Genomic DNA, 26,980 nt, shown 5'->3' with positions numbered 1-26,980 from the left:
TGATGCGGATAGCAGATGTCAGCGATACGGAGCGGGCGGTGGTCGACGCGTTCGGCGCCGGGGCCCCGGTGGACGTGCGGGGTCGGCAGGACCGGATGGTCCGTGGTGAGGTGATTCGGTTCCTGCTGTTGGGTGGAATTGCGGTTGAGACCGGCGACCTGCCGGCGTTGCGACTGACCGGTGCGCACATCACTGGTGCGCTGGAGTTGGAGCATGCCGACATCATGGCGCCGATCAGCCTGCATGAGTGCCGGTTTGACGAGCGGATGAGTGTCTTCGGTTCCCACCTGCGACGGTTGAGTCTCGACAGGTCGGTCATGCCTGGCCTGATGGCCTCCATGGCCACCTTCGATGCGAGCCTCGAATTGACCGGCTGCCGAAGCGTCGGCGAGATCAGTCTGGTGGGCGCGCGGATCGGCGGTGCCATGTTCCTCAACGGGGCGGAACTGACCGGCCCGGTGACGGCGCTGGACGGCACCTGGCTCCGTGTTGGCACCGACGTGCTGGCCAGGGACGGCTTCACTGGCCGGGGAGCACTGCTGCTCGACAACGCCGAGATCGGGGGCTCCCTGCGGTGGGAAGGCGCCGTCCTCGACAATCCCGATGGCGCCGCGTTGTCCGGTCAGGACCTGCGGGTCGGCGCGAACGTCGACCTGTGTGACGGGTTCAGCGCCAACGGCGCGGTCCGCTTGCGCTATGCCGAGGTCACCAGCCGGCTGTGCTTCGAGCGGGCCACGTTGAGCGTCCCTGTCGGGAAGACCGCTTTGGACTGCCGCCACGTCGTCGCGCGAGAGCTGGTGTTGCTGCCCGCCGGGCCGCCTGCCGGCATCGTAGACCTGAGCCATGCGCGGATCGGGCTGCTGCGTGACACCGCAGCGACCTGGCCGTCAGCCCTGCGCCTGGACGGGCTGACGTACGAGACGATGTCCGAGCACGATAACAGGGCTGACCGGCTGCGATGGCTGCGGCTGGACCCAGGCGGATTCCGGCCCCAGGCGTACACGCAGTTGGCGCAGGTGTATCGCAGCGTGGGCCGCGACGATGACGCGCGTACTGCGCTGCTCGCCGGTGAGCGACACCGGCGTGACGTCCTCGCCCTGCCGGGACGATTGTGGGGGCGACTACAGGACCTGACCGTCGGATACGGCTACCGACCGGTCCGGGCGGCGGGATGGCTCGCCGCGCTGCTCGCCGTCGGCACCGTGATGTTCGGGCTGTATCCGCCCCGGGCCGCCGAGCCCGGGCGGGGACCAGAGTTCGTCGCGTCCATCTACACGCTGGACCTGATACTGCCGGTTATCGACTTCGGGCAGCAGTCGGCGTACCACCCACGCGGAGCGTCGGTCTGGCTCGCATACGCCCTGATCGCAGCCGGAGTGTTGCTGGTGACAACCATCGCCGCGGCCGGTGCCCGCCAGCTACGGCGCGACTGACCGCCCCGTCAGAGCACACATCCGAGCCAGACATCACACTACTTCCGGCACGAGCGTGCGTGCGACAGCTGGACGATGGCGTACGGAGAGTGACGGGGCGCATGTGTTCAGTCTCAGCGCTTCGGTGACGGGACTCGCGAGCGACCTGACGACGGCCGCGGACTCGTACGCGGCTTCTGATGAGGCCGCCGCCGGGAGGAACCGGCGTCTGCATCCCGGCGTCGAGTAGACAGGTGTGACGGCGGTGGTTCTCTGACGTTGCAGCAGGTGCTGGAGAGGGATCTGGCCGTGTACTCGGCGGCGGCCGGTCGGTGGCGTGATCTGGCCGAGGACATCGACAACGCCGCGGAGGATCTGATCCGCGGCACTCGGGATCTGGCGCAGGTGTGGCCGGAAGGCCCGGCGTCACAGGCCGCGCACGGCAAGCCGGTGGTCGACCTGGCCACGATCCGGGTACACCGGCGGAAGATCCTTCAGAGCATGATCAGCGAATACTCGCAGGCAGTGTAGGCAGAACCGTGTTTGCGAACGGCACAGGCGCGAGTGCACCGATCGGATGCTCATCGCCGGCGAGCGGCACCTGGCGGGCGTCCTGACCGAGTACCCGGAGCATTACAACGGCCACCGGCCACACCGATCACTTGGACAGCGACCACCGAACCCACCACCGCAGGTCGTTGACCTCAACGCCGCCCACGTCGAACGACGCCGATCCTGGGCGGACTGATCAACGAATACTCGCAGGCAGCGTAGCCGACTCTGATTTACGAGCCCCACAGCGAGCGTCGTACTGCTTCACCGGCACTACAGCTAGCTGTACCTCATTTTCGGTGGTATGGGGTATCGGCCCAGGCTGCCGCCGTTCCTAGCATCGGACGGCATGAGATCAAAGAGGGACCCGTCGAGACGGCGCGTCCCGCACGCCGAGACCGCCGCGACCGACTCGCTACACAGTCATGCAACACCGACATTCGGGACATTGTCGTACGCGGTGCGCTTGGAGTCGGTGTCGAAGGAGTACGGGTCGGGGAAGAAAGCGGTACGGGCTCTCGACGCGGTGACAGCCGGATTCCCACGCGGTACGTTCACCGCCGTCATGGGCCCGTCCGGGTGCGGCAAGAGCACACTTCTGAACTGCGCGGCCGGTCTCGACCGGCCGACGTCGGGCCGGGTCATGCTGGGTGACACGGAGCTGTCCAGCCGGTCGGAGAGCGAGTTGACCGAGCTGCGGCGAGACCGGATCGGGTTCGTCTTCCAGGCGTACAACCTGCTGGGGGCGCTGACCGTCGAGGAGAACGTCACGCTGCCGCTGCGGCTGGCGGACCGGAAGACCGACCAGGCATTCCTGCGAGCAGTGCTCACCGCGGTCGGCCTCGGCGAGCACGTCAAGCGGCGGCCGGGCGAACTTTCCGGGGGTCAGCAGCAGCGAGTCGCGGTCGCCCGCGCGCTAATCACTCACCCGGACATGGTGGTCGCGGACGAGCCGACCGGTGCGCTGGATACCCGGTCCAGTAAGCAGGTTCTGGAACTGCTGCGACACGTCGTGGACGACATGGGGCAGACGGTGCTGATGGTCACCCACGACCCGGTCGCCGCCTCCTACGCCGACTCGGTCGTGTTCCTTACCGACGGCAGGATCGCGGGTGAGCTGACCCGACCCACTCCGGAGCAGGTTGCGTCGCGCATGACGCACCTGGGCGAGTGGTGATCCGGCGCATCCGGCGGTTGGTCCGCCTCGTGGTGCCGTACCGGAAAGATTTGTCGCTCGCCTGGAGCACGATTAAGGGGCGCAAGGGCGGTTTCGTCGGCTCCTTCATCGCGATCGCCGCAGGCTCGGCGGTGATCACAGCCTGCGGGACGCTGCTGGTGTCCGGGCTAGGCACCGGCGTGACCCCCGAGCGCTACTCGGGGGCGGCGGTGGTCCTTGGCGCTCAGCAGTCGTTCTGGCTGGACGAGACCTCCGAGGTCCGCTACAGCGAGCGCGTCACGCTGCCCGCCGACAAGGTCGCCGACGTCGCCGCGGTGCCCGGTGTCCAGTCGGCCATCGGAGACGTCAACGTCGAGGTCAGCGTGCTGACCTCGGACGGCGACGCGGTGGCCGGTCCGGACGGCTTCCCGGTGTTTGGGCGCGGCTGGTCCGCTGCGGCGCTCGCGCCGTTCCGAGTGCGCGAGGGCCGCGCGCCCGCCGCGCCCGACGAAGTCGTGCTCGACGCCGACCTCGCCGCGCGCGGCGACGTGTCGCTCGACGCGACGGTGCGCCTGGTGGTCGGCTCGATCCCGTCGTCCTACCGCGTGGTGGGCATCGCCACCGCACCGGGGGACGGGTTGGACCGGCAGTCCGCCGTGTTCGTCACCGACGACGAGGCGACCAAGCTGTCCGGGCGTCCGGACCGGGTGGACGCCATCGGCGTGCTCGCCGCGCCCGGTGTCACACCAGAGCAGTTGGCCGAGCGCATCACGGCCGCCGTGCCGGGCGTGGTGGCCCACATCGGCACGGGACGCGGCGACGTGGAGTTCCTGGACGTCGGCGACGCCCGCAGCCTGGTAGTCGAGACGGCGGCGTCGTTCGGCGGCACCATGGTGCTGATCGTGGTGTTCGTGGTGGCGAGCACCCTCGCCCTGTCGGTGCGGCAGCGCAGACGAGAACTGGCCCTGCTGCGCGCCATCGGCGCGACACCTAAGCAGATCCACTGGATGATCGGCGCCGAGATGACCCTCGTGTCGTCGGTGGGCGCCGTGGTCGGCGCAATGCCCGGCGTGGCGCTCGCGTTCGTGATGCGCGGCGTGTTCGTCCTCGCGGACGCGATGCCCCCGGACTTCCAGATGCGGGTGGGGTTGTTGCCCGTCCTGGCCTCGCTGGTGCTGTGCATGACCAGCGCCCGGCTTGCCGGCTGGCTGGTCGCGCGCCGGGTGGCCAAGGTCAGCCCGGTCGAGGCGCTCGGAGATGCCACGGTCGAGCCCAAGAAACTCGGCTGGGTCCGGTTGACCGTCGGCGTCCTACTCATCCCGCTCGGTCTGCTGCTGACCTTAGGCAACGTCGCGTCACCGGGCGACTCGGCCGCCGACACCGCGGGGAGCGCGGTCCTGTTGTTCGTCGTGGCGCTCGGGTGTCTTGGACCCCTGCTGCTTCGAGGCGCCATCGTGCTGTTCGGCTCGCGCCTGAACCGGCAGTCCACGGCCAGCGGCTTCCTCGCCCAGGCCAACGCGTGGGCCAACTCGCAGCGGCTCAGTGCGGCCACCATACCGCTGGCCATGGGCGTGACCCTGGCCGCCGTGCAGGTGTTCGGCGCCTCCACGACGATCGCGGGGGCGCAGCACCAACTCGAGGACGGCCTGCGGGCCGACCACGTGCTGACCGCGTCGTCCGGTGCCGGGGTGTCCCCGGAGGTCATGGAGGCCGTGCGCGGCGTGCCCGGCGTCACCGTGGCGACGCCGGTGGCACGGATGCAGGTGCTGTTGACCTTCCCGTCCGAGGACAGCACCGCGACCAAGGTCTTCGCCGCCCAGGGCGTGGCGCCCGAACGGCTCTCCGAAACCATGGATCTCGCGGTGGACCAGGGCGACATCGCGGAACTGCGGGGCGAGGCGGTGGCGCTGAGCCGGGTCGTCGCGCAGACCGTCCGAGCGAAAGTCGGCGGGACGATCGAGCTCCGGCTCGGCGACGGCACGCTGGTCAAGCCACGGGTGGTGGCGATCTACGAGAACGGCCTGGGCTTCGGGGATGTCACCCTGCCCAACGACCTCGTCGTCGCCCACACCACCGCGCGGGTGGACACCGCGGTGCTGATCAGATCGGTGGACGGGACCGACCCAGAGGCGCTCACCGGCGCGCTGCGTGGCGCCGTCGAACGCTACCCGACGGTCCAGGTCGGCGACCGGCAGACGTTCCTGGCCGCTCCTGGGCCCGGCGGCTCGGGTGACTGGGCGCTGAACCTGCTGTTCCAGACGGTACTGCTGGGCTACATCGCCATCGCCGTGGTGAACACCCTCGTGATGGCCACGACGGCGCGGGTTCGCGAGTTCGCGATGCTGCAACTCATCGGCGCTAGCCGAGACCAGCTCCGCGCGATGATGAACGGCGAGGCCAGAATCGTGGTCTTTTCGGCGCTGCTGTTCGGTTTGCTGGCAACGATCCCGCCGCTGATCGGCATCAGCCTCGGACTGACGAAGTCGCCCGTTCCCAGCATCTCCCTCACCGGGCTCATCGCGATCGCGACGCTCACCATCGCACTCTCCTGGGGTGCGATCAGGATGGCCACCCGGTACGCGTTGCGACCCGCGCCGGTCGACGCGATCGGCGGGCGCGAGTGAGCCGCTTGGCGGCGGCTGAGGCCACACGGAGCACGCGGTAACGGCCGTCGGAATCCCGACGGCGCCATTGACCTTTGCGGACTGCACTCGCGGTCCAGCGCCCTCTGCCTATTCCCCGGCGCCGAGGCACTCCGGGATGCGCTACGAACCGCCGTCCAACACCTGCCGACAGTCCAGGTCAACAACCGCGAGTCGTTCGTCGCCGCGTAACGCGAGGCCGCCGAGCCGTCATCATGACCTCGACGCGGATTGTCATGCGGTCGCAGCCCCGTCGATGCGATCGGCGTTCGCGAGTGGTCAACGATGGAGACGGGGCCAGATCAGCGACCGCTCATCTGGCCCGCGGCGTTGAGGTAGGCAAGGACGGCGAGGACGCGGCGATGGCCACTGTCGGTCACGGTGAGGCCGAGCTTGGCGAAGATGTTGCCGATGTGCTTGTGGACAGCGTTGTCGGTGATGACCAGCTGCGCAGCGATCGCGTTGTTGTCGTGACCCTGTGCCATCAATGCGAGCACCTCGCGTTCGCGGGGAGTGAGGGCGGCGATCGGGTCGCCGGCGCGTTGGACGAGCTGCGCGATGACCTCGGGGTCCATTGCGGTACCACCGGCGGCGACGCGGCGCAGCGCGTCGACGAACCCGTCCACCCGGCTGACCCGGTCCTTCAGGAGATAGCCGACGCCGCCGCCGGTGGTGGAGAGCAGTTCGGCGGCGTACTGCTGCTCGACGTATTGCGACAGCACCAAGACCGGCAGGCCGGGGTGCTCTCGGCGGGCCTGCAGGGCGGCTCGGATTCCTTCGTCGCGAAACGACGGCGGCAGCCGGACATCGACGATCGTGACGTCGGGCCGGTGCTTTCGCACGGCGGCGAGGAAGCCCGCCGCGTCGTCGGCGATGGCGACGATCTGGAAACCCGCGCGCCCCAGCAGCAGTTCCAGTCCGGTGGACAGCAGCACGTTGTCTTCGGCGATCACCACCCGCATGGCAGCTCCACGGTGATGGCTGTCGGCCCGCCGGCCGGGCTGTCGACCTCGACGGTGCCGTCGAGCGCGAGTACTCGGCGACGGATGCCGGCTATGCCGGTGCCCTGCCGATCGTCGGCGCCGCCGGTACCGTTGTCAGTGATCAGCACCGACAACCGGTCCGCCGTGCGGCTGACCCGTACGCCGGCCGCGGTCGCCTGGCTGTGTTTGGTGACGTTGGTGAGTGCCTCGGCGACGGCGAAGTAGACGACGGCCTCCACGGCGGGCGATACCCGTTCGAGGTCGTCGATGTCCAGCCGAGTCGGCACCCCGCAGCCGGTGGTCACGGCCGTCAGGGCACCGTCCAGGCCCCGGTCGGCGAGAATCGGCGGATAGACGGATCGGATCACCTCGCGCAGTTCGGTCATCGCCTCTTCGGTTCCTTCGTGTGCGTCCCGAAGAAGTTCTTCCACGAACTGCTCGTCCTGCGGATTGTCGGAGAACGCCTGCCGGGCCACGGCCAGCCGCATCGCGATGGCCACCAGTCGGGCCTGGGTGCCGTCGTGCAGATCGCGTTCGATCCGGCGCAGCTCCGCGCCGTGCGCGTCGAGCACGTCCGCGCGGGTGCGAGTCAACACGGCGACCCGTTCGGCGAGCTGTTCGTCCGTCGAGTCCGACAGCACCACCAGGCAGATCCGCGCGTGCGCGCGAGCGATCGGCGGGAAGCCCACGTACGCCAGTGCAGTGAGCAAGAGGATCTGCAGCGGACCGAGGGTGACGGCAGTCGCCCAGCCGGTCACCGCAACGTCGATGAAAAGCCGCGGCCGGTCCTCCAGCCCGAACGCCCACCACAGCGGTGTGGCGATCACGGCAACGACGATGTTGCCCACGCACAACAGCGCGGGCAGGCCGAACGCCACCCCTGTTATTGCGTTCACCGGCAGCCAGAGCAGCGCGCGGGAGGTGCGGCCAGTGACCGGATCGGCCCATGCTCGGCGTCCCGTCGCGTGCAGAGCAGGACGCGATGCAAACGGCGCGCCGAGCAACCGGCCAGCGCGGCCACGGTGCCAGTTCGCCCAGAGCCGGGCGAACCGCGGGATGCACAGCAGCGGCAGCGCGAGCACCGTGGCGACCCCGGAGACCAATGCGCCCAGCAGGTAGACCCCGCCACGCCGCACCCGTACCCACCGTCGATCCGAGGTCACAGGATGTCGTTTTCCTGTACCCCCCGGGGATGCTCGCCTTGCCGACACGACGCCGAGTCTGCCCGATGGCCACCGCCCATGCCATGACACCCGGCCGGCGGCCGGCCAGCGACGAAGCAGATCAGGGAGCGACGTAACGAAGAACACAGCTCAACCAGTTCGGCATCATCCACCGCGACATCCGAGAGCGCCAGCCAAACGAGAGCATGCGTGCCACGGCGCCAAGATCAGCGTGCGCTTCTGGCACCCCTTTGTGTCAAGTGATGATCAAGAGGGATGTTCTAGGCTGGGGTTCGGCGGGTCCGGAAAGTGACTTTTCCGAAGTGTCGATCCCGGGGTTCAGGTCGGCCGCGCTGGAATGCAGAGTCGCCCCACGTTTCCTCCGAGACCCGTCCCAACTAGCTTCGCGTCGGCCGCCATCTGCCGGTAGACGATGTCGGACAGCCGCCGCTTGAGTGCCGTAGGGCCTCCATCGGGGTCTTGCCCGCGGCCAGTCTGCGCCGGTAGTAGCGGCGGCCTTCGGTGTCACGGCGCAGCTGGACGATGGCCATGATGTGCAGCGCCCGGTTGATGCGCCGGTTCCCGGCTCTGGTCGCCGGACGATGCGTCGATCGGTGCGGTGCCGTTCACGAGACGAAGTGGGCGCGACTGGCGAATCGGGCGATATCGCCGATGTCGCCGAGCAGGCGGCCGGCGCCGGACGGTCCGATTCCAGTCAAATCCATCAGCTGGCTTCCGGTGCTGTTGACCAGGTCGGTGAGTTCCTGTTTCGTGGTCTTGATCTTCTTGTCGATGACGATGAGTTCGCCGATCAGTTCGGAGGCCAGCCGGCGGCGGGTTTTGCCGACCACGTTGCGCGGACGAACCGTGCCCAGCAGTGCGCGGTCCTGCCCCGGCAGGACTTACGCCGGATCCGGCAGGTCCATCAGCGCGAGCTTGGCCGGGTCGATCACGACCGCGATGTTGGTGATGCGGCCGTCGACGACGGTGAACGCGAGGACCGAGAGCGGGGTGCCGTCCTCGCGCCAGGAGATGATCCCCGGGAGGCCGTCGACGAGCACCGCCCGTCCCTGTGCGGCTGTGCTGGCGGACAGTTGCGCGCCGGCTGCGACCTTGGTGGCGCCGAGGGTGACGACTACGCCGGAGGGGATGTCGACGGTCAGTTTCACCTCGGGGTCGAGTACCCGCAGCAACTCCTCGAAGTCGCCGCGGCGAGCCGCCGCCAGGAAGGCCTGGACCACCTCTCGCTGCTCCCGTCCGACGCCGGTCGGCCGATCGGTCGTCTGTACCTTCCTGCGGGCACGGCTGGCGAGCATCTTGGTGGCGGCGGTGGACTTGCCGAGGATCTGGCCGATCTCGTCGAACGGCACCGCGAACAGGTCGTGCAGCACGAACGCCAACCGCTCGCTCGGCCCGAGCGACTCCAGGACGACGAGCAGCGCGAGCCCGACCGAGTCGGCGAGCACTGCGTCGTCCTCGGGAACAGGACTGTCGTCGAGCGTCACCACGAGCTCGGACAGGCGGTCGTCGTAGGACGCCTCCGGGCGGGCTTGGCGCGATCGCAGGACGTCGAGGCTGATCCGGCCGACCACCGTGGTCAGCCAGCCGGCGAGGTTGTGAATGGTCGCCCCGTCCTGGCGGGAGAGGCGCAGCCAGGCCTCCTGGACCACGTCCTCGGCGTCGGCGTGCGATCCGAGCATGCGGTAGGCGACTGCGCGCAGCCGGTCACGCTGGGCTTCGAACGCCTCGGCCATCGGCTCCGCCGGGCTGGTGTCGGACATGTTGTTACCTTCCTCGGCTCTGCTCCGTCATGGGTGATGACGGGCCCGAAGGGGCTCAGGTAACCGATGAAGGAGCAACACCAATGGAAGCACGCATGAACGGCCCGGCGAACCCCGACGTGATCACCGCGATCCAGCACCTCTACAAGGCGATTCACACCGGGGGCGTAGACAAGCGCCTGCTGTCGCTGGTTCATCTGCGTACCAGCCAGATCAACGGCTGCAGCCCGTGCATTTTCGCCTCGATCGAGTCGGCGCAAAAGGCCGGTGAGACAGACGAGCGGCTGCACAACGTGGTCGCGTGGCGCGAGACGCCCTTCTACACCGAGGAGGAGCGGGCGGCCCTCGCCCTGACCGAGGCCGCTACCCGGCTTCAGGACGGCGCACCGGGCGTGACCGACGAGATCTGGGACGCTGCCGCCGACCACTTCAGCGAGGAGCAGCTGGGCGCGATCATCCTGGAGATCGCGATGACCAACTTCTTCAACCGGGTCAACCGCACGGTCCGGGAGCAGGCCGGCAAGACCTGCTAAGGCGGGCGGGGCGTCATCCGCGGAGGCCGCGCCTTCCTAACGTCACGGGATGACGCCGCCCAGGCGGGGGCATGGCAGGATGCCGCCGTGCCTGACGATGTGGTCGTTGCCCATCCCTGGCGGGATCTGCGCGGCCCGGGCGACGCCGAGCGACTTCAGGTCCAGGCGGTCACCCAGGAACTGCTCCGCGAAGTCTCGCCTGGCCATGCGCTGTACGGCATGGCATTCAGCGTCGTCGGGCGGTCCGACGACCGCGATGATGTGCTGCTCAGGTTCGGCGACCGATGGGCACTGGTTCATCTGACCTGGAGCGGGAAGTCCGAGGTTCCACCATGGCCGACGTGCACCACATTCGATTCGGCCAGCGGCGCCGGGCGGGCTACGGCGCTCGGCTGACCCCAACCCACCGGACTGCGGCATCCGAGCACCAGTCGGCCAACAGGTTCGGGAGCATGCCGTCACTGCGGCATCACATTGATTGCCTTGGACAGGCATGATGGACCCAGGTCCGAAGGCGACGCGGGCCACCGACGACCCGCTGGGGGCGCAGTGACTGTGCGCGAGGCGCACCAGATGCCGATCGAGGCAGCCCTGGTTCGTCTCTGGCGTGGTGACACCCCATTCGGCGCGGGCTTCCTCGCCGGGCCGACCTACCTGCTCACGGCGGCCCACGTGGTGGCCGACGTGCTGGGCCATCCGTCCGACACCCCGTCGCTCACCGGCCGCGTCGAGGTGGACTTTCCGCTGCTCGCACCGGGCCGCCGTCACCGCGCCGAGGTGGTTGCCTGGCAGCCCGCTGGGGCCGATAACAGTGGCGACGTCGCCGGTCTCCGTCTGATCGACCCCGCGCCGGAGCAGGCTCGACCGTTGTCATTCGCGCGGCACCGGGCACTGTCCGACGCGCGGCTCGTCATGGTTGGGTTTCCGCGCAGGCTGGAGTTGGGCAGCTGGGCGTACGGCCGTACCGGAGGCAGCGTCGCCACCGGCTGGGTGGAGATTCTCAGCGACGACCGGCGTCCCTCGACCCTGGACAAGGGCTTTTCCGGCTCGCCGGTGTGGGACACCGAGGTCGACGCCGTGGTCGGCATGGTGGTCCAAAGGGTCAGGGGAGCCCCGCCGAGGATCGGCTACCTCGTGCCCACCGACCGGCTGCTGTCGGCGTGGCCGGAGCTGTCCCGGGCGGCCGAGAGCGACAATCCGTTCCGGGGCCTTCGGGCCTTCGGCGAAGAGGACGCCGAACGGTTCTTCGGCCGCACGGAGCAGGCGCGCCAGCTCGCCGAGCAGGCGACGACCGTACCGGTGCTCTGTCTGGTCGGGCCGTCCGGCGTGGGCAAATCCTCTCTGCTGCACGCCGGGGTCCTCCCGCGGCTGCGTGACCAGCCGCGCCTCGGTGTCGCCGTGCTGCGCCCCGGCGACGCGGAAACCCCACTGCACGCCCTCGCCCTGGCGCTCGACCGGCTCACCGACGCCGACCCTGCCCCCTCCGCCCGGCTCGACCGGGCTGGGCGTCTGGCCGCCGGGTTGGCTCAGGCCCCCGCAGACGCGCTGGCGGCGGTGTCGGCCGCCGCTGGCGTGGACCGCCTGGTGCTGGTCGTGGACCAGTTCGAGGAGGTGTCCACCCAGCCCTCCGCGGCCCGACGCGCGTTGGTCGAGGTCCTGCGCACCGCCCTACGTCCGGCCGCGCGGGTCTCGGTCGTGCTGGCGGTGCAGGACACCTTCCTCGGCGCCGTCCTGCGCGACCCGGGAATGGCGGAGCTGGCCGCCGGCTGGCTGCCGGCGACCGTCGCCGAACTCACCCCCGACCAGCTCCGAGAGGTGATCGAGGGCCCGCTGGCTCGTGTCGGCACGGTCGGCGCCGAGCCGGGTCTCGCCGACCGGGTTATCGAGGACGTCCGCGACACGCCGAATCCGCTGCCGCTGGTGCAGTTCACCCTGACCGAGCTGTGGCAGCGCCGGCAGAGCGGATCACTCACCCACCACGCGTACGACGCGTTGGGCGGCGTGCGCGGTGCGCTGGTCGACTACGCGGAGCAGGTGTGGGACGCCCTCGACCCGTCCGCCCGGGACGCGGCGCAACGGTTGCTGGTGCAGCTTGTTCGGCCGTTGCCAGAGTCGAACCTGTCGGTGCGCCGTACCGCCGTCCTGGGCGATCTGGACGACGCGCTGTTGGCCGTCGCCCAGCGGCTGGCCACGACCCGGCTCCTGGTGCTGCGCGCGGCCGGCGCGGTGCCCGGGGTGGAACTCGCCCACGAATCGCTGGTGACCCGTTGGGAACGGCTGCGCACGCTCGTCGAGCAGCACCGTGAGTTCCGCATCTGGCAGGATCTGCTGCGGCTACGCATGGCCAGTGCATCCGGCAAGGGGGCGGCACAGCGGTGGCTGACCGGGGCGGACCTGCGCGAGGCCGGCCGCTGGGCGGCCACGCACGGCGACCAGCTCACCGCTGCCGAACGAGGCTTCATCACCGACAGCCGGCGACGGCGACTGCGACGCGTGACAGCGGTCGCTGTGACGCTGGCCGTGGTGCTGAGCCTGCTCACGGTCACCTGGCGCACCACGGCCGAGCAACGCGCGGAGATCGCAGCCCAGGACCTGGCCGCCAAGGCCGCCGCCCGACGAACCACCGACAGCTACGGCGCCCACCAACTGGCCCTGCGGGCCTGGCGCACCGACCCGGACGTGGACTTCGGGCTGAACCGGCCCGACCGCCACGACGGCATCGACGCGCTGCTGCCCCGCTACGGACGCGGGACCGCCCAGGGAAGCGAATCGTCAGCCACGTCCGCAGCGCCCGAACCGCCCCGGGGGGACTGGTTCGGCACTGATCTTTCCCGGCAGGTCAGTGCCGACGGTCGAGCGCTTGTCACCATCGACGCCGGCGGCCGACCCGCGCTGTGGAGTCTCACCGACCAGGTCCGGCGCGACGACGCCCTCACCCGACTGTCCATCGGGAACGTCACCAGCACGGGCCCAACCATCAGCCGGGACGGCAGCCAGGTGGCCTTCCTGCAGTCGGTGGTGCCAACCCTGCGCACCGATGCGCCGGTGGACTCCGACGGGCTGCCGAAGCCCGACCCGGCCGACTACCCGACGTGCCGGCCGACGTCCCTGACCCAGTGGCTGGGCTGTCTCGTCGTCTACGACGCGCGACAGCGCCGGGTGGACAGCGCGGTGACGCTGGGCGGCGTGGAGAGCGCGCTGCGGGTCCGGGCGTTGAGCATCGACCCGACCGGTGAAGTGCTGGCCATGCTGGTGCCGGGCAGCCCCACGCCGGGCGCACCGGACTCGACGCTGAACACGATCGTTCTGCGAGACCTGCGTACCGGTGCCGAACGCGGTCGGTTCACCCTGCCCTGGCGCAGCCTGATCGGGTCTTTCTGGCTCGGCCCTGGTGGTCACAGCGCCCTGCTCGTCGAGGCCCCCGCGGACGAGTCCGGCGTTGTTAGACAGCAGATCGCGCTCACCTCCGTCAGGCTCACCGGCGCGACCACCCGACAGGTGGTGGCCGACGGAATCAGCGACGTGGCGATGAGCGCGGACTGGAGCACGGTTGCCGTCACGATCCGCGACCGTGGGGGCGAGCGGGCGCGGGTGAGGGTCCTTGACACCGCATCGCTGCGCCCTGTCGCGCCGTTGCTCACCCTGCACTCGGAGGAACGCAACGGGTCCATCGCGCTGGACGCCATCGGATCTGTGCTGACACTCTCCTGGCGGACCGGCGTGCGCGATGTCACCGATACCGATATCAAAAGGATGGCCGAGCTGCAGCCACAGGTGACCATCTGGTCGCTGCCCACGGGCATCCGCACCGACTCTTATCGATATGGCAGCGGATGGCGAGCGGTCGTGTCACTGGGTAGGGGCGTCGACGGGCCGATCGTGCTGATGCATACCAGCACGATCGGGGTGGTGCTACCGGCATCCGGGAAGCCGCCGCCGCTGCAACGGCTGGGCGAGGATTCCCGGACCTCACGCCGCGATTCGGCATCCGACGTGATGGACCGCCTCTGTGTCGTGCTCGCAGACCCGAATACCGACGACGCAGTGCGACCACTCGTGCCGCGAGACGCCTATCAGGAGGATCTGTGTCCGAGCTGAAGCGGTTCGACCTGGACGGAGTAGATTTCGTGCTGGTTGAGGTGGACGCGGACGGCCCCGACATCTCACCCGTGTCCCGGACCGCAGACGTGGTCGAGGCTGCCACCACGTCCTTCGGTACCGCCCTCAGTCATGTGCGCGCTGCGGCCTCGGTGGCGCTGACCCGGTTCCGCGAGATGGACACGCAACCCGACGAGATCCAACTGGAGTTCGGGGTCAAACTGACCACCGAGGCCGGGGCGGTGATCGCCAAAACCGCCGCTGAGGGCAACCTGAAGGTCTACCTCACCTGGCGACGGCCGGGCACCGAACCCGCCGACGCGGGTAACGTGGACGGGGACTGACCTGCCGGTGGAGCGACGTGGGCCAGCAGAGGTCGTTCACGACCTCGTCACTAGTCGCGTCGTTAGCCACCTGGAGTTTCGCGGGGACCTCACCGTACCCGCACCGGCACATCGCCACCGCTGGCGACCTCCGTGTCGGAATATGCATCAGGCAACCCCACACCATTTTCGTTTTCAGCTCAGTTCCGCACCAAACGCCGTCGCAACCAGCGCCGCCGGAAACCGGATCCCGCGAAGGTCGTCTCCTACACCACCTGCGCGGACGTGACCGAGCCCCCTGCCGTCGACCGCTTCCGCACCTCCCCGGGCGTCAACCTGCGCCAGGATCCGCTCGCTGACGGCACCGGGCAAGGCCCCCCGCTTACCCCCCCCCGGAAACCCCTGCCCAAGTTGACTACCAGTGACAAGCCGCGATCAATGCATTACAGCGTCTGTGCAGCTCAACACCAGAATTCGACCAACGATGACAAGTCTGAGAGGGTGACAGTTGGTAAAGGGGGACGCCGGTTCGAATCCGGCCGGTCCGCTCCCGGTACGGCGAGAAGGTGGACGTGGAACGTCGGCGCGAGCGCGAAAAGCACGTACGGGAGTCGGCGTACCTGGCACCACCGGCGATGGTGGCGGCCTGCACCGCGCGACGTTCCAGCGGTGACTGGCGGGGCGCCTGCGCGGCCGGGCACGTGGACCTGCACGTGGACCTGCGCGACGTGGCGTCCCGGTACGGCGCCGACGAGGCAGCCAGGATCGAGGCCGACCTGCTCGGTTTCGCCCCGGATCTGCTGCGGCTGTTCGCCCCGCGTACCGACCGGCTGGCCCTGGTCCCGCGCGCCCAGATCGTGCTCTCCCGGCTGGCGACGCCGTTCCGGATGTCGTCGGGTTGGCTCAGGCCGGCCACCCCGGTCCTGGTCGCGGCGCTGCCCGACCGGCCAAGGGGCCGCCAGCGCATCGTGTTGCGGGTCACCGGCGTCGGCGAACTGCGGCGAAGCTGGTACGACCTGCCGGACTGGTGCTGGCACGCGGACGCGGTCGCCGCCCGGCGCTGGGCGTACGGGGCGTCGGCCACCCGACTCGCCTGGCACACCGCCGACGGCAGCCCGTACCCGCCGGGTGCCCCGATCCCGGCGGAGCAGCCCGCCGACCGTGCCGCCGAGGTGGAGACGATCAGCGGACTGCTCGGGGCGAAGCGCTGGATCGAGGCGTACGGGGCGGCCGGGCTCACCGTCGACACGACCGAGCCGAAGTCCTGGTACGGCGGCTATCCGTGGCGCGAACGGGAGCTTGCGCGCCTGGCGGTGGAGCTGCCGGTGCTGGTGGCCGAAGCCCGGCGACTGTTCCACCGCTACCGGCGCCGTTCGCTGCACTCCGCCAGCAATCTCAGCCGGATCGAGTCGCCCCGGGACGGCGGGCTGACCGTACGGCGAATCACCCGGGACGACCAGGGCGGCGGGCCGTACGCATTCGGGGTGCGGGCGCCGGTCGACGCCGCCCTGCTGCGGTGGGGATCGCTGCGCGCGGACGAACTGCATCCACTGGTACACGAGGCGTTGTTCCCCGACCGGTCCCAGACCTGGTCCGCCCCGACCCAGTCGGCACGTCCGGTGATCCGGGTCCGGTGCGGGTCTGACTGGCACGTGGTGGACCTGGTCGGCGGTCGGATCGGCACCCTGCGGCACACTGAGGAGGAGATCCGCCGTGAGTTCGTGCTCGCCAGCCTCGGTGGCCCGCTCAGCGGATGCGCGGCGGCGGTACGGGCCTGGCGTACCGGGGTGACGCCGGTGCCCAAGCAGATCCGACTGATCCGGCGGGATTTCTTCGCGCTCGCGTTCCACGGCGACACCGACACGTTGCTCGGGATTCTCGCCGATGGCCTCGATCCCGGTCTCCGTGACGGTGAGGGCGGCACGCTCCTGCACTGGCTGCACCATCTCGACCACACCCGGGTGCTGCCCTTCCTCGTCGCCGCCGGGCTGTCGGTCGACGAGCGCGACCGCAGCGGCGGCACCCCGTCGCACCGCGCCGCCGCAGACGGGGCCACGGAGGTGATGGCGGCGCTCGTCGCCGAGGGTGCCGACCCGGACGCCGTGGACGCGCTGGGCCGGACCCCCGACGATCTGCTCGCCCAGTTCCGGAAGGCAACCGGCCGGGTGGCGGTCAACCGGTAGGGCGGCCGAGCGGGAGGTAGGGCTGCCGAGCGGGAGGTAGGGCTGCCGAGCGGGAGGTAGGGCTGCCGAGCGGGAGGTAGGCCGGCCGGCAGGTAGGGCCACCGGCTGGGAAGTCTGTCGGTGGTTCTGGATATGCTGCCGCGCGGCGAGGCCGTAGCGCAGAGGTCGACGCGCCTTGACAGCAAGCTGGAGGACGCCGGTTCGAATCCGGCCGGTCTCGCCCACATCCGATGAGGGAGGCGTCGTGTCCGTCGAGGAGGGCACCGTTGCCGCCGCGGCGGGCGGTGTCGCCGTCGAGGGCGGCGACGCCCCGGTCAACCGGGCCACGGGCACAGTCGACCGGGCCACGGTGCAGGCCTGCGTCGCCGTGCTCGCCCGCCTCGACGACACCGACCTCGACGACGCCACCCGGCAGGAGCTCGAGCGGGCGGTGGCGACGGCGTACCGGGGCGTGAAGCGGCGCGCGAAGTCCCGCCGGGACGAGCGGACCCGCGCGGCGGACCGGGCGCTGCTCGCGGAGGCGACCCGCTTCCACTCGGAGATCCCGGACACCGCCCCGGCGGCCGTGACCGTCGGACGGCCGGCGGGTACTCCGGGGACCGCCGTCGGCTCGCTCGTCCGGTCCCGGCTCTGCTACGTCTGCAAGTCGGCGTACCGGGAGGTCGACGTCGACTACCACCTGATGTGCCAACCGTGCGCCGACGAGAACCGGCTCCGTCGGCACGCCCGCTGCGACCTGTCGGGCCGTACCGCGGTGGTCACCGGAGGTCGGGTGAAGATCGGCTTCCACACCGCGTTGAAGCTGCTGCGGGACGGCGCCGACGTGATCGTGACGACCCGGTTTCCGCGCGACGCGGCCCGCCGCTACGCCGCCGTGCCGGACTTCGACGACTGGGCCGACCGGCTCTACCTGCACGGGGTGGACCTGCTCGACCTGCCGGGCACGCTCGACTTCGTCGGGTTGGTCGGGCGGCGCTTCGCCGGGCTCGACATCCTGGTGAACAACGCCGCGCAGACGCTGTACCGGCCGGAGGCGTACCACCGCGAGGTCCGGGCCGGCGAGTCGGCGGCCCTCGACGGGCCGGCGGCGCGGATCGCGATCGGCGTCGCGCCGGCCTCCGCGACCCCGGCGGGGCTGCCGTCCGTGCTGGACGCGTTCTTCCCGGCCGGCCGGGTCGACGAGACGGGCCAGCAGCTCGACCTGCGCGAGGTCAACTCATGGGTGTTGCGGGACGCGGAGGTGAGCCCGCACGAGTGGTTGCAGGCGCACGTCGTGAACGCGTTCGCACCGTTCCTGCTCACCTCCCGGTTGCGGCCGCTGATGGAGGCGAGCGCCCATCCGCAGCGGCACGTCGTGCAGGTCTCGGCGATGGAGGGCAGCTACTCCCGGTCCGGCAAGACCCCCCGCCATCCGCACACCAACATGGCGAAGGCGTCGCTCAACATGCTGGTCCGGACGGTCGCGGCGGACTACGCGAGCAGCGGCGTCCAGATGAACAGTGTGGACACCGGCTGGGTCACCGACGAGCGTCCACATCAGAGCAAAACCGCGCAGCGCGACAACGGCTTCCGGCCACCGCTCGACGTCATCGACGGCGCCGCCCGGGTCTACGACCCGATTGTGCGCGGGATGCGTGGTGAGCCGGTGAGCGGCCAGTTCCTCAAGGACTATCGGAGTGTGCCCTGGTGACCGAACCGACGCCGGTGCGCTGCCCGGTCATCGCCGACCCGGGCGCCGGGCTCGCCGATCCGGCCGACTTCGACCCCCTGCTGGTACGCCTCGGCGTGCCGGACGCGGTCGGCGACCCCGAGGTGTTCCCGCGCGGGACCGTACAGGCAGACGGCCGGCTCGACCTCTGCAAGCAGGGCATCGGGCCGGTGCAGACCGCCCGGATCGTCTCCGCCGCGGTCGGCTCGCCGCTGGTCCGGCACCTGCTGCTCGGCACCAACGGGCTCGGCGCGGACGGTGCCCGGGCGGTCGCCGACGCGCTGCGTCCCGGGCACCGGGTGGAGACGCTCTACCTGGGCTGCAACCGGATCGACCCGACCGGGGTCGACGCGCTCGCCACCCGGATCGCGCACGACGAGACGGTCCGGGCGCTCTGGCTCAAGCGCAACCCGATCGGCGACGACGGCGTCGCCCGGCTGGCGACAGCGCTCGCGGCGAACTCCACGATCCGGACCCTCGACCTGGTGAACGTCGGTATGAGCGGGCGCGGGCTGGGCGTACTCGCCGAGGTGCTCGCCGCGCGGAAGCAGAAGCTGCAACGACTGTTCCTCGGTGGCAACGGCTTCGGTCCGGATGCCGTACCGACGCTCGGCGTGCTCGTCCACGAGGCAGGGATCCGCGAGCTGTACCTGTCCGCGAACCACCTGGGCGATGCCGGTGTCGCCGCGCTGGCCGTACTCGCGGACGGGGTGGAGATGACGTTCGGGCTGGGCGGCAACGGGGTGACCCCGGTCGGGGTGGCGGCGCTGGCCGAGCACCTGGCGGCGTGGCAGTCGCTGGACCTCGCGAGGCCGCCGTCGGAGCGGGCTCTCGGCGCGTACGGCAACGTGCTGGGCGACGCGGGTGCGGCGGCGCTCGCCGGGGCGCTGCCGACGGCGCGGCTGCGCCGGTTGGACGTACGTCGTACCGAGATCGGCGGGCGGGGGGCGCGGCTGCTCGTCGCGGCCCTCGACGGACACCCCACGCTCGAATACCTCGGCATCAACGGTGGCGTTCCGCGTCGGATGCGCCGCCAGGCGGCGACCCTGCTCGCGGGTCGACCGGTCACCGAACCGCACCCGGACATCCGGGCGATCGCCAGCGTCTACCGGTGACCCGATGACCCAGCCCGTCCTTCCCGAGATCCGTGTCTGGCAACGAGTCCGGCGGTACGCCGTGCCGACTCCGATGATCGAGGCGTGTACGGCGGCACGCGAGGCCGGCGACTGGCGGGCGGGACTGGCTGCGGGTCGGGTCGACGTCGGGTTCGATCTCGCCGAGGTGGCCCGCGAACACGGCCGCCGGCAGGCCGAGCTGGTCGAGGCGGATCTCGCCGCGCTCGCGCCGGACCTGCTGCGCTGGCACCTGCCGCGTACGCTCGGCGGCCGTACCAGCCTCGCCACCCACCAGCAGTGGCTGCTGTCGGTGCGCGAGGACCGGATCCAGGACAGCGATGCGGCCCTCGTGCTGCACGTGCCGAGGACGGTCGACGGCTCGCAGTGGCTGCGCCTCACCGTCGGGCCGGCCGTCGAGAGGGACAGCCACCGGCGTGACCTGCCGCCGACGTTCTGGAGTCCCGCCCACCTGCGTGGCGGCCTCGCCGCGGCCTACGGTGGCTCCGCCCACCGGATGCCCGGCTTCGAGTCGGACGGGCGGGTCCGGCCGTTCGACGCGTACCCGACCCGGGTCGACCTGGCCGATCCGGCGAGCCGGACGGAGGTGTTCGACCGGCGGATCGCCGCCGGTGACCTCGTCTCCGCCTGGGCCGCCGCCGGTGTCGACCTCGATCCGCCCGACCCTGACGAGCGGCGGCGGCGGGGGTTGGTCGACTCCGCCTGGACCGGCACCCTGGTTCCGGTCGGGCTCGACGCCGAGTCGACCCGCCTCCACATCCGTTACGGGGTCTCGGAAGTCCTGGTCGGCGACGGCTGGCAGTTCGCCCTGGGGTTCGGCCGCCGCACCGACTCCACACCGGCGGCGTCGTTCCTCGGCTACGACCGGGAACGCTTCTCCCGCTGCCGCCGGCTCGCGAGCGTCGTATACAGCCGTCCGGTCGACCTCGAACTCCTCCGGCACGGCCTGCTCGACCCGACCGAACTGCACCCGCTCGTCCGGCAGGCGCTGTTCCCACATGCCCCCGGCGGCTTCCCGGTCCGAGACGAGCGCCTCGACCTGCGCCGGGACGTGCCGGTGCGCTGCCGAGGCGAGTGGCACACGGTGGTGCACGCGGACGGTCGGCTGGACCTGACGTCGCACACCCCGGACGAGATCGCCCGCGAGCAGGTGCTCCGTACCCTCGGCGGCCCGGTGTCCGGGTGTTTCGCGGTGGCGGACGCGTGGCGCGGCTCCGGTGGTCGGCTTCCTCGGCCACTGCGGGAGCTGCGTCGCGAGGTGCTGCAACGCGTCCAGCACGGGGGCTCGGCGGCGCTCGCCGCGCTGTTGGACGCGGGTCTCGATCCACGACTGGCCGACGGCCGGGGCGGAACGCTGCTGCACCACATGCGTGCGATCCGGGACGGCGGTCTGGTCCGGCGCCTGATCGAGGCCGGGGTGCCGCTAGACGCGACCAACCGCCGGGGCCGGACGGCGCTGCACGTCACTATCGGCGACGGCGGCACTCCGCAGATGGTCCGGGCGCTGCTGGAGGCGGGTGCCGACCCGCAGGTGGCGGACGGCGACGGCCTGACCGCCGTCGGACTGGCCGACTACAAGGCGGAGATGTACGGCGACGACGAGGACCTTCCCGAGGAGTACCGTCCGCCGATCCTCGTCCGCGACGTCGTCAACGATTGGACCGACAGTGACGGCAACTGACCAGGCGTTCCGCGCCGCCGACGCGCTCGTCGCCGCCACCCGGGCGTGGCGGACGGAGCCGGCCCGCGACCCGAAGGTGGAGGCGCTGGCGCTCGCCGTCTCGGCGAACCTGCCGGTGCTGCTGTGGGGAGAGCCGGGCATCGGCAAGTCGGCGACCCTCCAGCAGCTCGCCGACGGTCTTGGTACGCCGATGGAAACCGTCATCGCGAGCGTGCACGAGCCGTCCGACTTCGCCGGGCTGCCGATCGTCGGGGACTCGCCGGCCACCGACGGCGTACCGATGGCTCCACCGGACTGGGCGGTGCGGCTGGCCCGTACCGGCTCGGGGTTGGTCTTCTTCGACGAGCTCTCCTCCGCGCCGCCGGCCGTGCAGGCGGCGCTGCTCCGGGTGGTGCTGGAACGTCGGGTCGGCAGCCTCCAGTTGCCGCCCGCGGTGCGGATCGTGGCGGCGGCGAACCCGCCGACCAGCGCCGCCGACGGTTGGCACCTAAGCCCGCCGCTCGCGAACCGGTTCGTCCACCTGCACTGGACCCACGACGCGCGGACCGTCGTGCGCGGCCTCGCCGGCACCTGGCCGGCGGTGACGGTCCCGGTCGTCGAGCCGGCCCGCACCTCGACCGCGCTGGCGAAGGCGCGTGGTGCGATCGCCGGCTTCCTCACCGCGCGGCCCGGTCTCGTCCACCATCTGCCGGGCGATGCCGAGGCGCGCGGCGGAGCCTGGCCGTCCCCGCGTACCTGGGAGATGGTGCTGCGGCTGCTCGCGTTCCACTACAGCGCCGGTACCGGCGCGGAGGCGCTCTCGCTCGCGGTGATCGGCGCGGTCGGCGACGGTGCCGGCCTCGAATTCGTCACCTACCTGGAGAACCTCGACCTACCCGATCCGGAGCGGGTGCTCGCCAACCCGGAGGCGTTCGCGCTGCCCAAGCGCGGCGACCGGCAGCTCGCGTTCCTCACCGCGGTGATCTCCGCCGTGCAGACCGACGTCGACCGGCAGCGCTGGGAGGCCGGCTGGGCTGTGCTGGAGAAGGCGGTCAAGGCCGGCGTGCCGGACGTCGCCGCCCGGGCCGCGATGGACCTCGCCGCGCTGCGCGACACCTCCTGGCCCGTGCCCGCCGCCATCGACGCGTTCGTCGAGGTGCTGCAACTGTCCGGGCGCCTGCCGGGATGACCGGCGGGCTCGACCGGACGAAGCTGCTCGCGGCCCGGTTCCGGGCCGCGCAGGACCGGCCGTACCTGGCGACCGCGCTGTTCAGCCTCACTGTCGTCGAGTCCCGGCAGGTGCCGACGATGGGCGTGGACCGACGCTGGCGCTGCTACGTGTCGCCGGACTTCGTCGACCGGCTGCCGGTCCCGCAGCTCGCCGCGGTCTGGATCCACGAGGTCGCCCACCTGCTGCGGGACCACCACGGCCGGGCCGACCAGCTTTCCGACGCCGGGCGGCACGACCACTTCCGGGTCAACGTCGCACAGGACTGCGAGATCAACGACGACCTCCTCGCGGACCAGCTTCCGCTGCCGGTCGACCGGGTCGAGCCGAAGACCTTCGGGCTGCCCGACGGACTGCTGTTCGAGCAGTACCTGCCGTTGCTGCCGCCCAGCGTCGTGGGCCACGAGGGCATCGACTGCGGGTCCGGCGCCCACGGCCTCGGCCGGCCGTGGGAGACCGGCTCGTCGGGTGGCGTCAGCGAGGTCGAGGCCGGTGCGATCCGCCGGGACACCGCCCAGGCGGTACGGGCGCACACCCGGAGCCGGGGGACGGTGCCGGCCGGCTGGGCGCGGTGGGCCGCCGACATCCTCGAGCCGAGGGTCGACTGGCGTCGGGCCCTGACCGGCGCGGTACGCGAGGCGGCGGCCTGGGCGAGCGGCGCGGTGGACTACACGTACCACCGGCCGTCCCGGCGGTCCTCCGCGATGCGGACAGTGGTGCTGCCGAGCCTGCGTCAGCCGGTGCCCCGGGTGGCGATCGTGGTGGACACCTCCGGGTCGATGGGGGACGCGCAGTTGGCTGCCGCGCTCGCCGAGGTCTCGGGCGTACTCCGGGCGGTCGGCATCGGCGGCAACCGGGTGACCGTGTTGTCCTGCGACGCGGACGTGCACGTCGTACGCCGGGTGCACACCGTCGGTGAGGTGCAGCTCGCCGGCGGCGGCGGTACCGACATGCGGGTCGGGGTGTCCCACGCGCTGAAGGTACGGCCGCACTTCGTTCTCGTGCTGACCGACGGGTACACGCCGTGGCCGGACGCACCGTTGGAGTCGACCCGGGTGATCGCCGGACTGATCGGGGGCAACGCGCCGCAGCCCCCCTCGTGGATCACCACCATCCAGATCGACGACTAGGTCGGTCCCGAACGTGGCGTCACAGGCCCCGGCACTGCCCGGTGACCGGCCCCCGGACGGTGTTGGCCAGGCCGCCGTTGACGGGTGCGGGCGTGTTGCCGCTACAGACGAGTGGGCCGTGTACCGAATTGCCGGCGACCAGCGGTGCCGGGTCGGTGGCGGAGCCGGTCAGGACGAGTGGCCCGCCGATCCGTACCTTCTCGACGACGAGTTGTCCCCGGGTGCCGGCGACGGTCACCGGGCCGTCGACGGAGCCGCCGAGCAGTTCCACCGTGACCGCGCCGGTGGCGCTCACCGGTCCCCGGACCGACGCCGCCGAGGCGATCAGCGACGCGCCCGGCCGGACCGTCACCGGGCCGGTGACGGTGGCGCCGGCCAGGCAGGTGACCCCGGCCCCGACGATCAGCGGGCCCCGGTGGGTGCCGGAGACGGTCGTGGTGCAGGTCTCCACCACCACGGTGAACTCGCTGGTGCTGCTTCCGCCGCCCGGCCGGGTCGCGGTCACCGTGGCCCGGTAGACGCCGTCCCGGGCGTATCGGTGGCTCGCCGTCGCGGTGTAGAGGCCGTTGACCCTGGTGACGGTCCCGGGGGTACCGCTGACGGTCGCCGCCGAGCTGGTGCCGTCGCCCCAGTCGACCGTCGCCGTGACCTGCTCCGGGGTCGCGCCGGGCGCGGAGACCGAGGCGATCACGCCGTCGACGGTACGCGTGGCGGCGCTGATGTCCGGCGCCGTCACGTCGACCCGCCAGGGAACCTGCGGCGACGGGTGGAAGTTCGTGCCCTGGAGTTGCCAGCGCAGGCCGTGTCCGGCCAGCCGGTTCACGAAGGAGTCGAGGGTGCGGTCGGGGTGGGTCTTCGGCGACCAGCCGATCTCCGCCGTCGCCGGCAGCCGGGGGAAGGCCTGGAACTCGATGTCGGCGCCGGTGAGCAGCGTCTCCGACCAGATCGGCGACTCGACGCCCAGGATGTCGGCGTCGGTCACCGCCGGCAGGGTGACCCCGTTCGCGGTCCGGGCCGGGATGTAGCTGCCCGGGTCGCTGCTGGTGCCGGACCAGTGGTAGAAGTGCGACACGTCCAACGTGCCGGCCCAGGTGAGCCCGAGCGGGCTGCCGGGGAACTGCTTCATGTCCAGATAGGTGTGGTTGGCCGGTGACATGACGACCTTCATGCCCTTCTGTACGGCCCGTCGCGCCGAGTCGCCGCCGGCACCGGTCGGGTTGCCGTTGTTCCAGAACTGGGCGACCGAGGGCGCCGCACCGGGCCGGTCGAAGTTCCCCTGCGAGATCTCCGCCCAACCCATCGCGATCTTGTCCTGTGTCGCGACGAGGTCCGCCTTGCGGTCGACGAAGTCGACGAACCGGTCGTGCGACAGTACGGAGGCCGGCACCTCGTCACCGCCGAAGTGGTAGTACGGGCCCGGGGTCAGCGCGCTGAGCTGCGTGACGATGTCGGTCAGGATCGCCCAGGTGTTCGGGCTCTCCGGACAGAGCGCGCTGTAGCCGACGGCACCGGTGAGGTTCCACACCGGCGGCGTACGGTTGCTGCAGTTGACGTCGGGCAGCACCGGATCCGCCTCGTCACCCGCGTACGACATGATGATCGCGTTCGTGTGGCCCGGCGTGTCGACCTCGGGGATGACGGTCATGAAGCGCGTCGCGGCGTAGTTGACGACGTCGACGTACTCGGCCTGGGTCCAGAAGCCGCCCGGATCGTTGTTGATCGAGAACTGGGCGCCGATCTCGGTGAGTTCGGGCCGGCCGTCGATGGCGATCCGGAACCCCTGGTCGTCCCCGACGTGCAGGTGCAGCGTGTTGACCTTGTACGCCGCCGCCTGGTCGATCAGCCGCTTGACCACGGCCGGCGGGTGGAAGTGCCGGGCGATGTCGAGCATCACGCCCCGGTAGCCGTACCGGGGGACGTCGTTGATCCGTACTCCGGCGACGGTCCACGGTCCGGGTTGGACGGTCCGGCTCTCGACCCACGGCGGAAGCAACTGGCGCAGGGTCTGTACGCCGTAGAAGAGTCCGGCCGGCCGGGCCGCTTCGATGCGTACGCCGTCGCTGGTCGCGTCGAGCCGGTAGCCCTCGTCGCCGAGGTCCGTGGCGTCGGTCAGCCGGAGCGTGATGTCGCCGGTTCGGGGGGTGTCGTGCACGACCGGCAGTGGGTAGCCGGTGGACGGCCGCAGCACCGCCGCCAGCGCCTGCGCCGGCGTCGAGGTGTCCCCGCTGCCGGGGGCCAGGACGATCCGGGTCTCCGGTCCGGCCGTGAAGGTCTCGTCCGGTACGGCGACCGTGGAGACCGGGACCGGAACGATCTGCGGTGCCCCGGCGGGTGCGGCTGCGGCCTGGGCCACCGGTGTCGCCACCACCGGACCGGTCGGCACGACGGTCTGGACGACGAGGGTGAGCCCGAGTGCCGCCGCGCCGAGCCGTACCGGGCGGGGTCGGGCGGGGCGGCCGCTTCGGGACGATGTGGACCGGTCCGGCGTCTGCATGTCACGCCCTCCTGCTCCGGGTCGCGCGGCGTCACCGGTGCCGGTCCGCCGAGCGGGGCTGGGGGTGCGGCGGAACGGTGGGGTCGACCGGCGCGGATTCGAGTTACCAACGTGAATGACGTTGGCCGAATGATAGGTACCCGTGGACGTACTGTAAAGAGTCCTTACATTGGGTGACGGCCGTTGCCGGCAGGGGCGCCTTTCGTGCGGATCACATTTGCCCACCGTGTTCCGTCATACCGGTGGACCGAACAGCACCGCTTACGCCACCGCCGCATCGTCGCCCCGTTCCGCGAGAACCCGTACCCGAAGGCGAGCATCCAGATGTTCACCGCGTATGTCATCGTCACCGTGCTGGCCGCCGCCGCCAACGTCTACGCCGCCGTCGTCGACCTCCGCCGGGCCGACTGGATCCTGGCGAACATGACCCGGTACGGCGTGCCGCACTCCTGGCTGTTCCCGCTCGGCGTCCTCAAGGCGGTGGGCGCGGTCGGGCTGCTGGTGGGCATCGTCGTACCCGCGATCGGGGTCGCGGCCTCGCTCGGCCTGGTCCTGTACTTCGTCGGCGCGATCGCGACGGTCGTACGCGGACACGCCTACGCGCACCTCGGCTATCCGCTGCCGTTCCTTCTGCTGGCGGCGGGCTCACTGGGCCTGGGGCTGGCCGCCACCTGACCCGGGGTGCCCCGCAGTTGCGCCCGGGACGGGTTCTGCCGGCCCCACTACCGAGATTCGTCGGCGGGGTCCGGCGCGTGGACCGGCCAGATCAGGCATTGATACCTTTCAACTATGTTGATACCT

Annotated in this window: 21 protein-coding genes and 1 tRNA gene; 17 read left to right on the top strand and 5 right to left on the bottom strand. The window is 71.0% G+C overall.

Translation table 11 applies throughout. The annotated features are described in order from the left end of the window. Positions 1–2 precede the first annotated feature (2 nt). From H4W31_RS36590 to H4W31_RS36570, 5 genes are all read left to right on the top strand, one after another. Positions 3–1,433 carry an oxidoreductase gene (locus H4W31_RS36590; protein WP_192770776.1) on the top strand — a complete coding sequence of 477 codons (1,431 nt, stop codon included), beginning with the start codon at positions 3–5 and terminating at the stop codon, positions 1,431–1,433. A 267-nt stretch (positions 1,434–1,700) separates the two neighbouring features. Continuing rightward, positions 1,701–1,943, top strand: coding sequence for a hypothetical protein (locus tag H4W31_RS36585; protein WP_192770775.1), 243 nt, complete (start codon positions 1,701–1,703; stop codon positions 1,941–1,943). A gap of 46 nt (positions 1,944–1,989) precedes the next feature. Then, entirely contained in the window at positions 1,990–2,160 is a 171-nt protein-coding gene (locus H4W31_RS36580; protein ID WP_225945872.1) for a transposase, read from the top strand. Between the two features lie 264 nt (positions 2,161–2,424). Then, the gene (locus H4W31_RS36575; protein ID WP_318783624.1) at positions 2,425–3,141 is read left to right on the top strand and encodes an ABC transporter ATP-binding protein; all 717 of its coding nucleotides are present in this window, start codon (positions 2,425–2,427) and stop codon (positions 3,139–3,141) included. Continuing rightward, positions 3,135–5,744, top strand: coding sequence for an ABC transporter permease (locus tag H4W31_RS36570; RefSeq protein WP_192770773.1), 2,610 nt, complete (start codon positions 3,135–3,137; stop codon positions 5,742–5,744). Before H4W31_RS36575 ends, H4W31_RS36570 begins: the two co-directional genes overlap by 7 nt. Before the next feature lie 320 nt (positions 5,745–6,064). On the opposite strand, the gene H4W31_RS36565 is transcribed toward H4W31_RS36570, so the two are convergent. The 4 genes from H4W31_RS36565 to H4W31_RS36550 all read right to left on the bottom strand — a co-directional run bounded on the left by H4W31_RS36565 (position 6,065) and on the right by H4W31_RS36550 (position 9,689). Next, positions 6,065–6,724, bottom strand: a complete 660-nt coding sequence (locus H4W31_RS36565; RefSeq protein ID WP_192770772.1) for a response regulator — start codon at positions 6,722–6,724, stop codon at positions 6,065–6,067. Continuing rightward, positions 6,712–7,908, bottom strand: coding sequence for a sensor histidine kinase (locus H4W31_RS36560; RefSeq protein WP_192770771.1), 1,197 nt, complete (start codon positions 7,906–7,908; stop codon positions 6,712–6,714). The genes H4W31_RS36565 and H4W31_RS36560 overlap by 13 nt, the downstream gene beginning before the upstream one ends. A gap of 626 nt (positions 7,909–8,534) precedes the next feature. Continuing rightward, positions 8,535–8,759, bottom strand: a complete 225-nt coding sequence (locus H4W31_RS36555) for a transposase (RefSeq protein WP_192770770.1) — start codon at positions 8,757–8,759, stop codon at positions 8,535–8,537. 51 nt (positions 8,760–8,810) lie between these two features. Next, positions 8,811–9,689 carry a sigma-70 family RNA polymerase sigma factor gene (locus H4W31_RS36550; protein WP_192770769.1) on the bottom strand — a complete coding sequence of 293 codons (879 nt, stop codon included), beginning with the start codon at positions 9,687–9,689 and terminating at the stop codon, positions 8,811–8,813. An 83-nt stretch (positions 9,690–9,772) separates the two neighbouring features. Here H4W31_RS36550 and H4W31_RS36545 point away from each other — a divergent pair, with 83 nt between their 5' ends. From H4W31_RS36545 to H4W31_RS36495, 11 genes are all read left to right on the top strand, one after another. Next, the gene (locus H4W31_RS36545; RefSeq protein ID WP_192770768.1) at positions 9,773–10,222 is read left to right on the top strand and encodes a carboxymuconolactone decarboxylase family protein; all 450 of its coding nucleotides are present in this window, start codon (positions 9,773–9,775) and stop codon (positions 10,220–10,222) included. An 87-nt stretch (positions 10,223–10,309) separates the two neighbouring features. After that, positions 10,310–10,618 (top strand): hypothetical protein, encoded by a 309-nt coding sequence (locus tag H4W31_RS36540; RefSeq protein WP_192770767.1) that lies wholly within the window; start codon positions 10,310–10,312, stop codon positions 10,616–10,618. Positions 10,619–10,795: 177 nt separating this feature from the next. Beyond that, positions 10,796–14,320, top strand: coding sequence for a serine protease (locus tag H4W31_RS36535; RefSeq protein WP_192770766.1), 3,525 nt, complete (start codon positions 10,796–10,798; stop codon positions 14,318–14,320). After that, positions 14,308–14,664, top strand: coding sequence for a CU044_2847 family protein (locus tag H4W31_RS36530; protein ID WP_192770765.1), 357 nt, complete (start codon positions 14,308–14,310; stop codon positions 14,662–14,664). Before H4W31_RS36535 ends, H4W31_RS36530 begins: the two co-directional genes overlap by 13 nt. Positions 14,665–15,209: 545 nt before the next feature. Beyond that, positions 15,210–16,826, top strand: a complete 1,617-nt coding sequence (locus tag H4W31_RS36525) for an ankyrin repeat domain-containing protein (protein WP_192770764.1) — start codon at positions 15,210–15,212, stop codon at positions 16,824–16,826. Between the two features lie 147 nt (positions 16,827–16,973). After that, a tRNA-OTHER gene (locus H4W31_RS36520) sits at positions 16,974–17,046 on the top strand. 24 nt (positions 17,047–17,070) lie between these two features. Continuing rightward, positions 17,071–18,516, top strand: a complete 1,446-nt coding sequence (locus H4W31_RS36515; protein WP_318783623.1) for an SDR family NAD(P)-dependent oxidoreductase — start codon at positions 17,071–17,073, stop codon at positions 18,514–18,516. Then, entirely contained in the window at positions 18,513–19,649 is a 1,137-nt protein-coding gene (locus H4W31_RS36510) for a leucine-rich repeat domain-containing protein (RefSeq protein ID WP_192770763.1), read from the top strand. The genes H4W31_RS36515 and H4W31_RS36510 overlap by 4 nt, the downstream gene beginning before the upstream one ends. Before the next feature lie 4 nt (positions 19,650–19,653). Next, on the top strand, positions 19,654–21,348 hold the full coding sequence (locus H4W31_RS36505) for an ankyrin repeat domain-containing protein (RefSeq protein WP_192770762.1): 1,695 nt from the start codon (positions 19,654–19,656) through the stop codon (positions 21,346–21,348). Then, positions 21,335–22,516, top strand: a complete 1,182-nt coding sequence (locus tag H4W31_RS36500) for an AAA family ATPase (protein ID WP_318783622.1) — start codon at positions 21,335–21,337, stop codon at positions 22,514–22,516. The genes H4W31_RS36505 and H4W31_RS36500 overlap by 14 nt, the downstream gene beginning before the upstream one ends. Then, positions 22,513–23,685 (top strand): vWA domain-containing protein, encoded by a 1,173-nt coding sequence (locus H4W31_RS36495; protein WP_192770761.1) that lies wholly within the window; start codon positions 22,513–22,515, stop codon positions 23,683–23,685. The genes H4W31_RS36500 and H4W31_RS36495 overlap by 4 nt, the downstream gene beginning before the upstream one ends. Positions 23,686–23,704: 19 nt before the next feature. Here the strand turns inward: H4W31_RS36495 and H4W31_RS36490 are convergent, their stop codons facing one another. After that, positions 23,705–26,179 carry a beta-N-acetylhexosaminidase gene (locus H4W31_RS36490; RefSeq protein WP_192770760.1) on the bottom strand — a complete coding sequence of 825 codons (2,475 nt, stop codon included), beginning with the start codon at positions 26,177–26,179 and terminating at the stop codon, positions 23,705–23,707. Positions 26,180–26,503: 324 nt separating this feature from the next. Here H4W31_RS36490 and H4W31_RS36485 point away from each other — a divergent pair, with 324 nt between their 5' ends. Continuing rightward, positions 26,504–26,854 (top strand): DoxX family protein, encoded by a 351-nt coding sequence (locus tag H4W31_RS36485; protein ID WP_192770759.1) that lies wholly within the window; start codon positions 26,504–26,506, stop codon positions 26,852–26,854. The last annotated feature ends 126 nt before the right edge of the window (positions 26,855–26,980 follow it).

The organism is Plantactinospora soyae (genome assembly GCF_014874095.1).
Taxonomy (GTDB): Bacteria; Actinomycetota; Actinomycetes; order Mycobacteriales; family Micromonosporaceae; genus Plantactinospora; species Plantactinospora soyae.
Note: the sequence above shows the minus strand (reverse complement) of the source record. Positions and strands in the feature narration are given on the sequence as shown.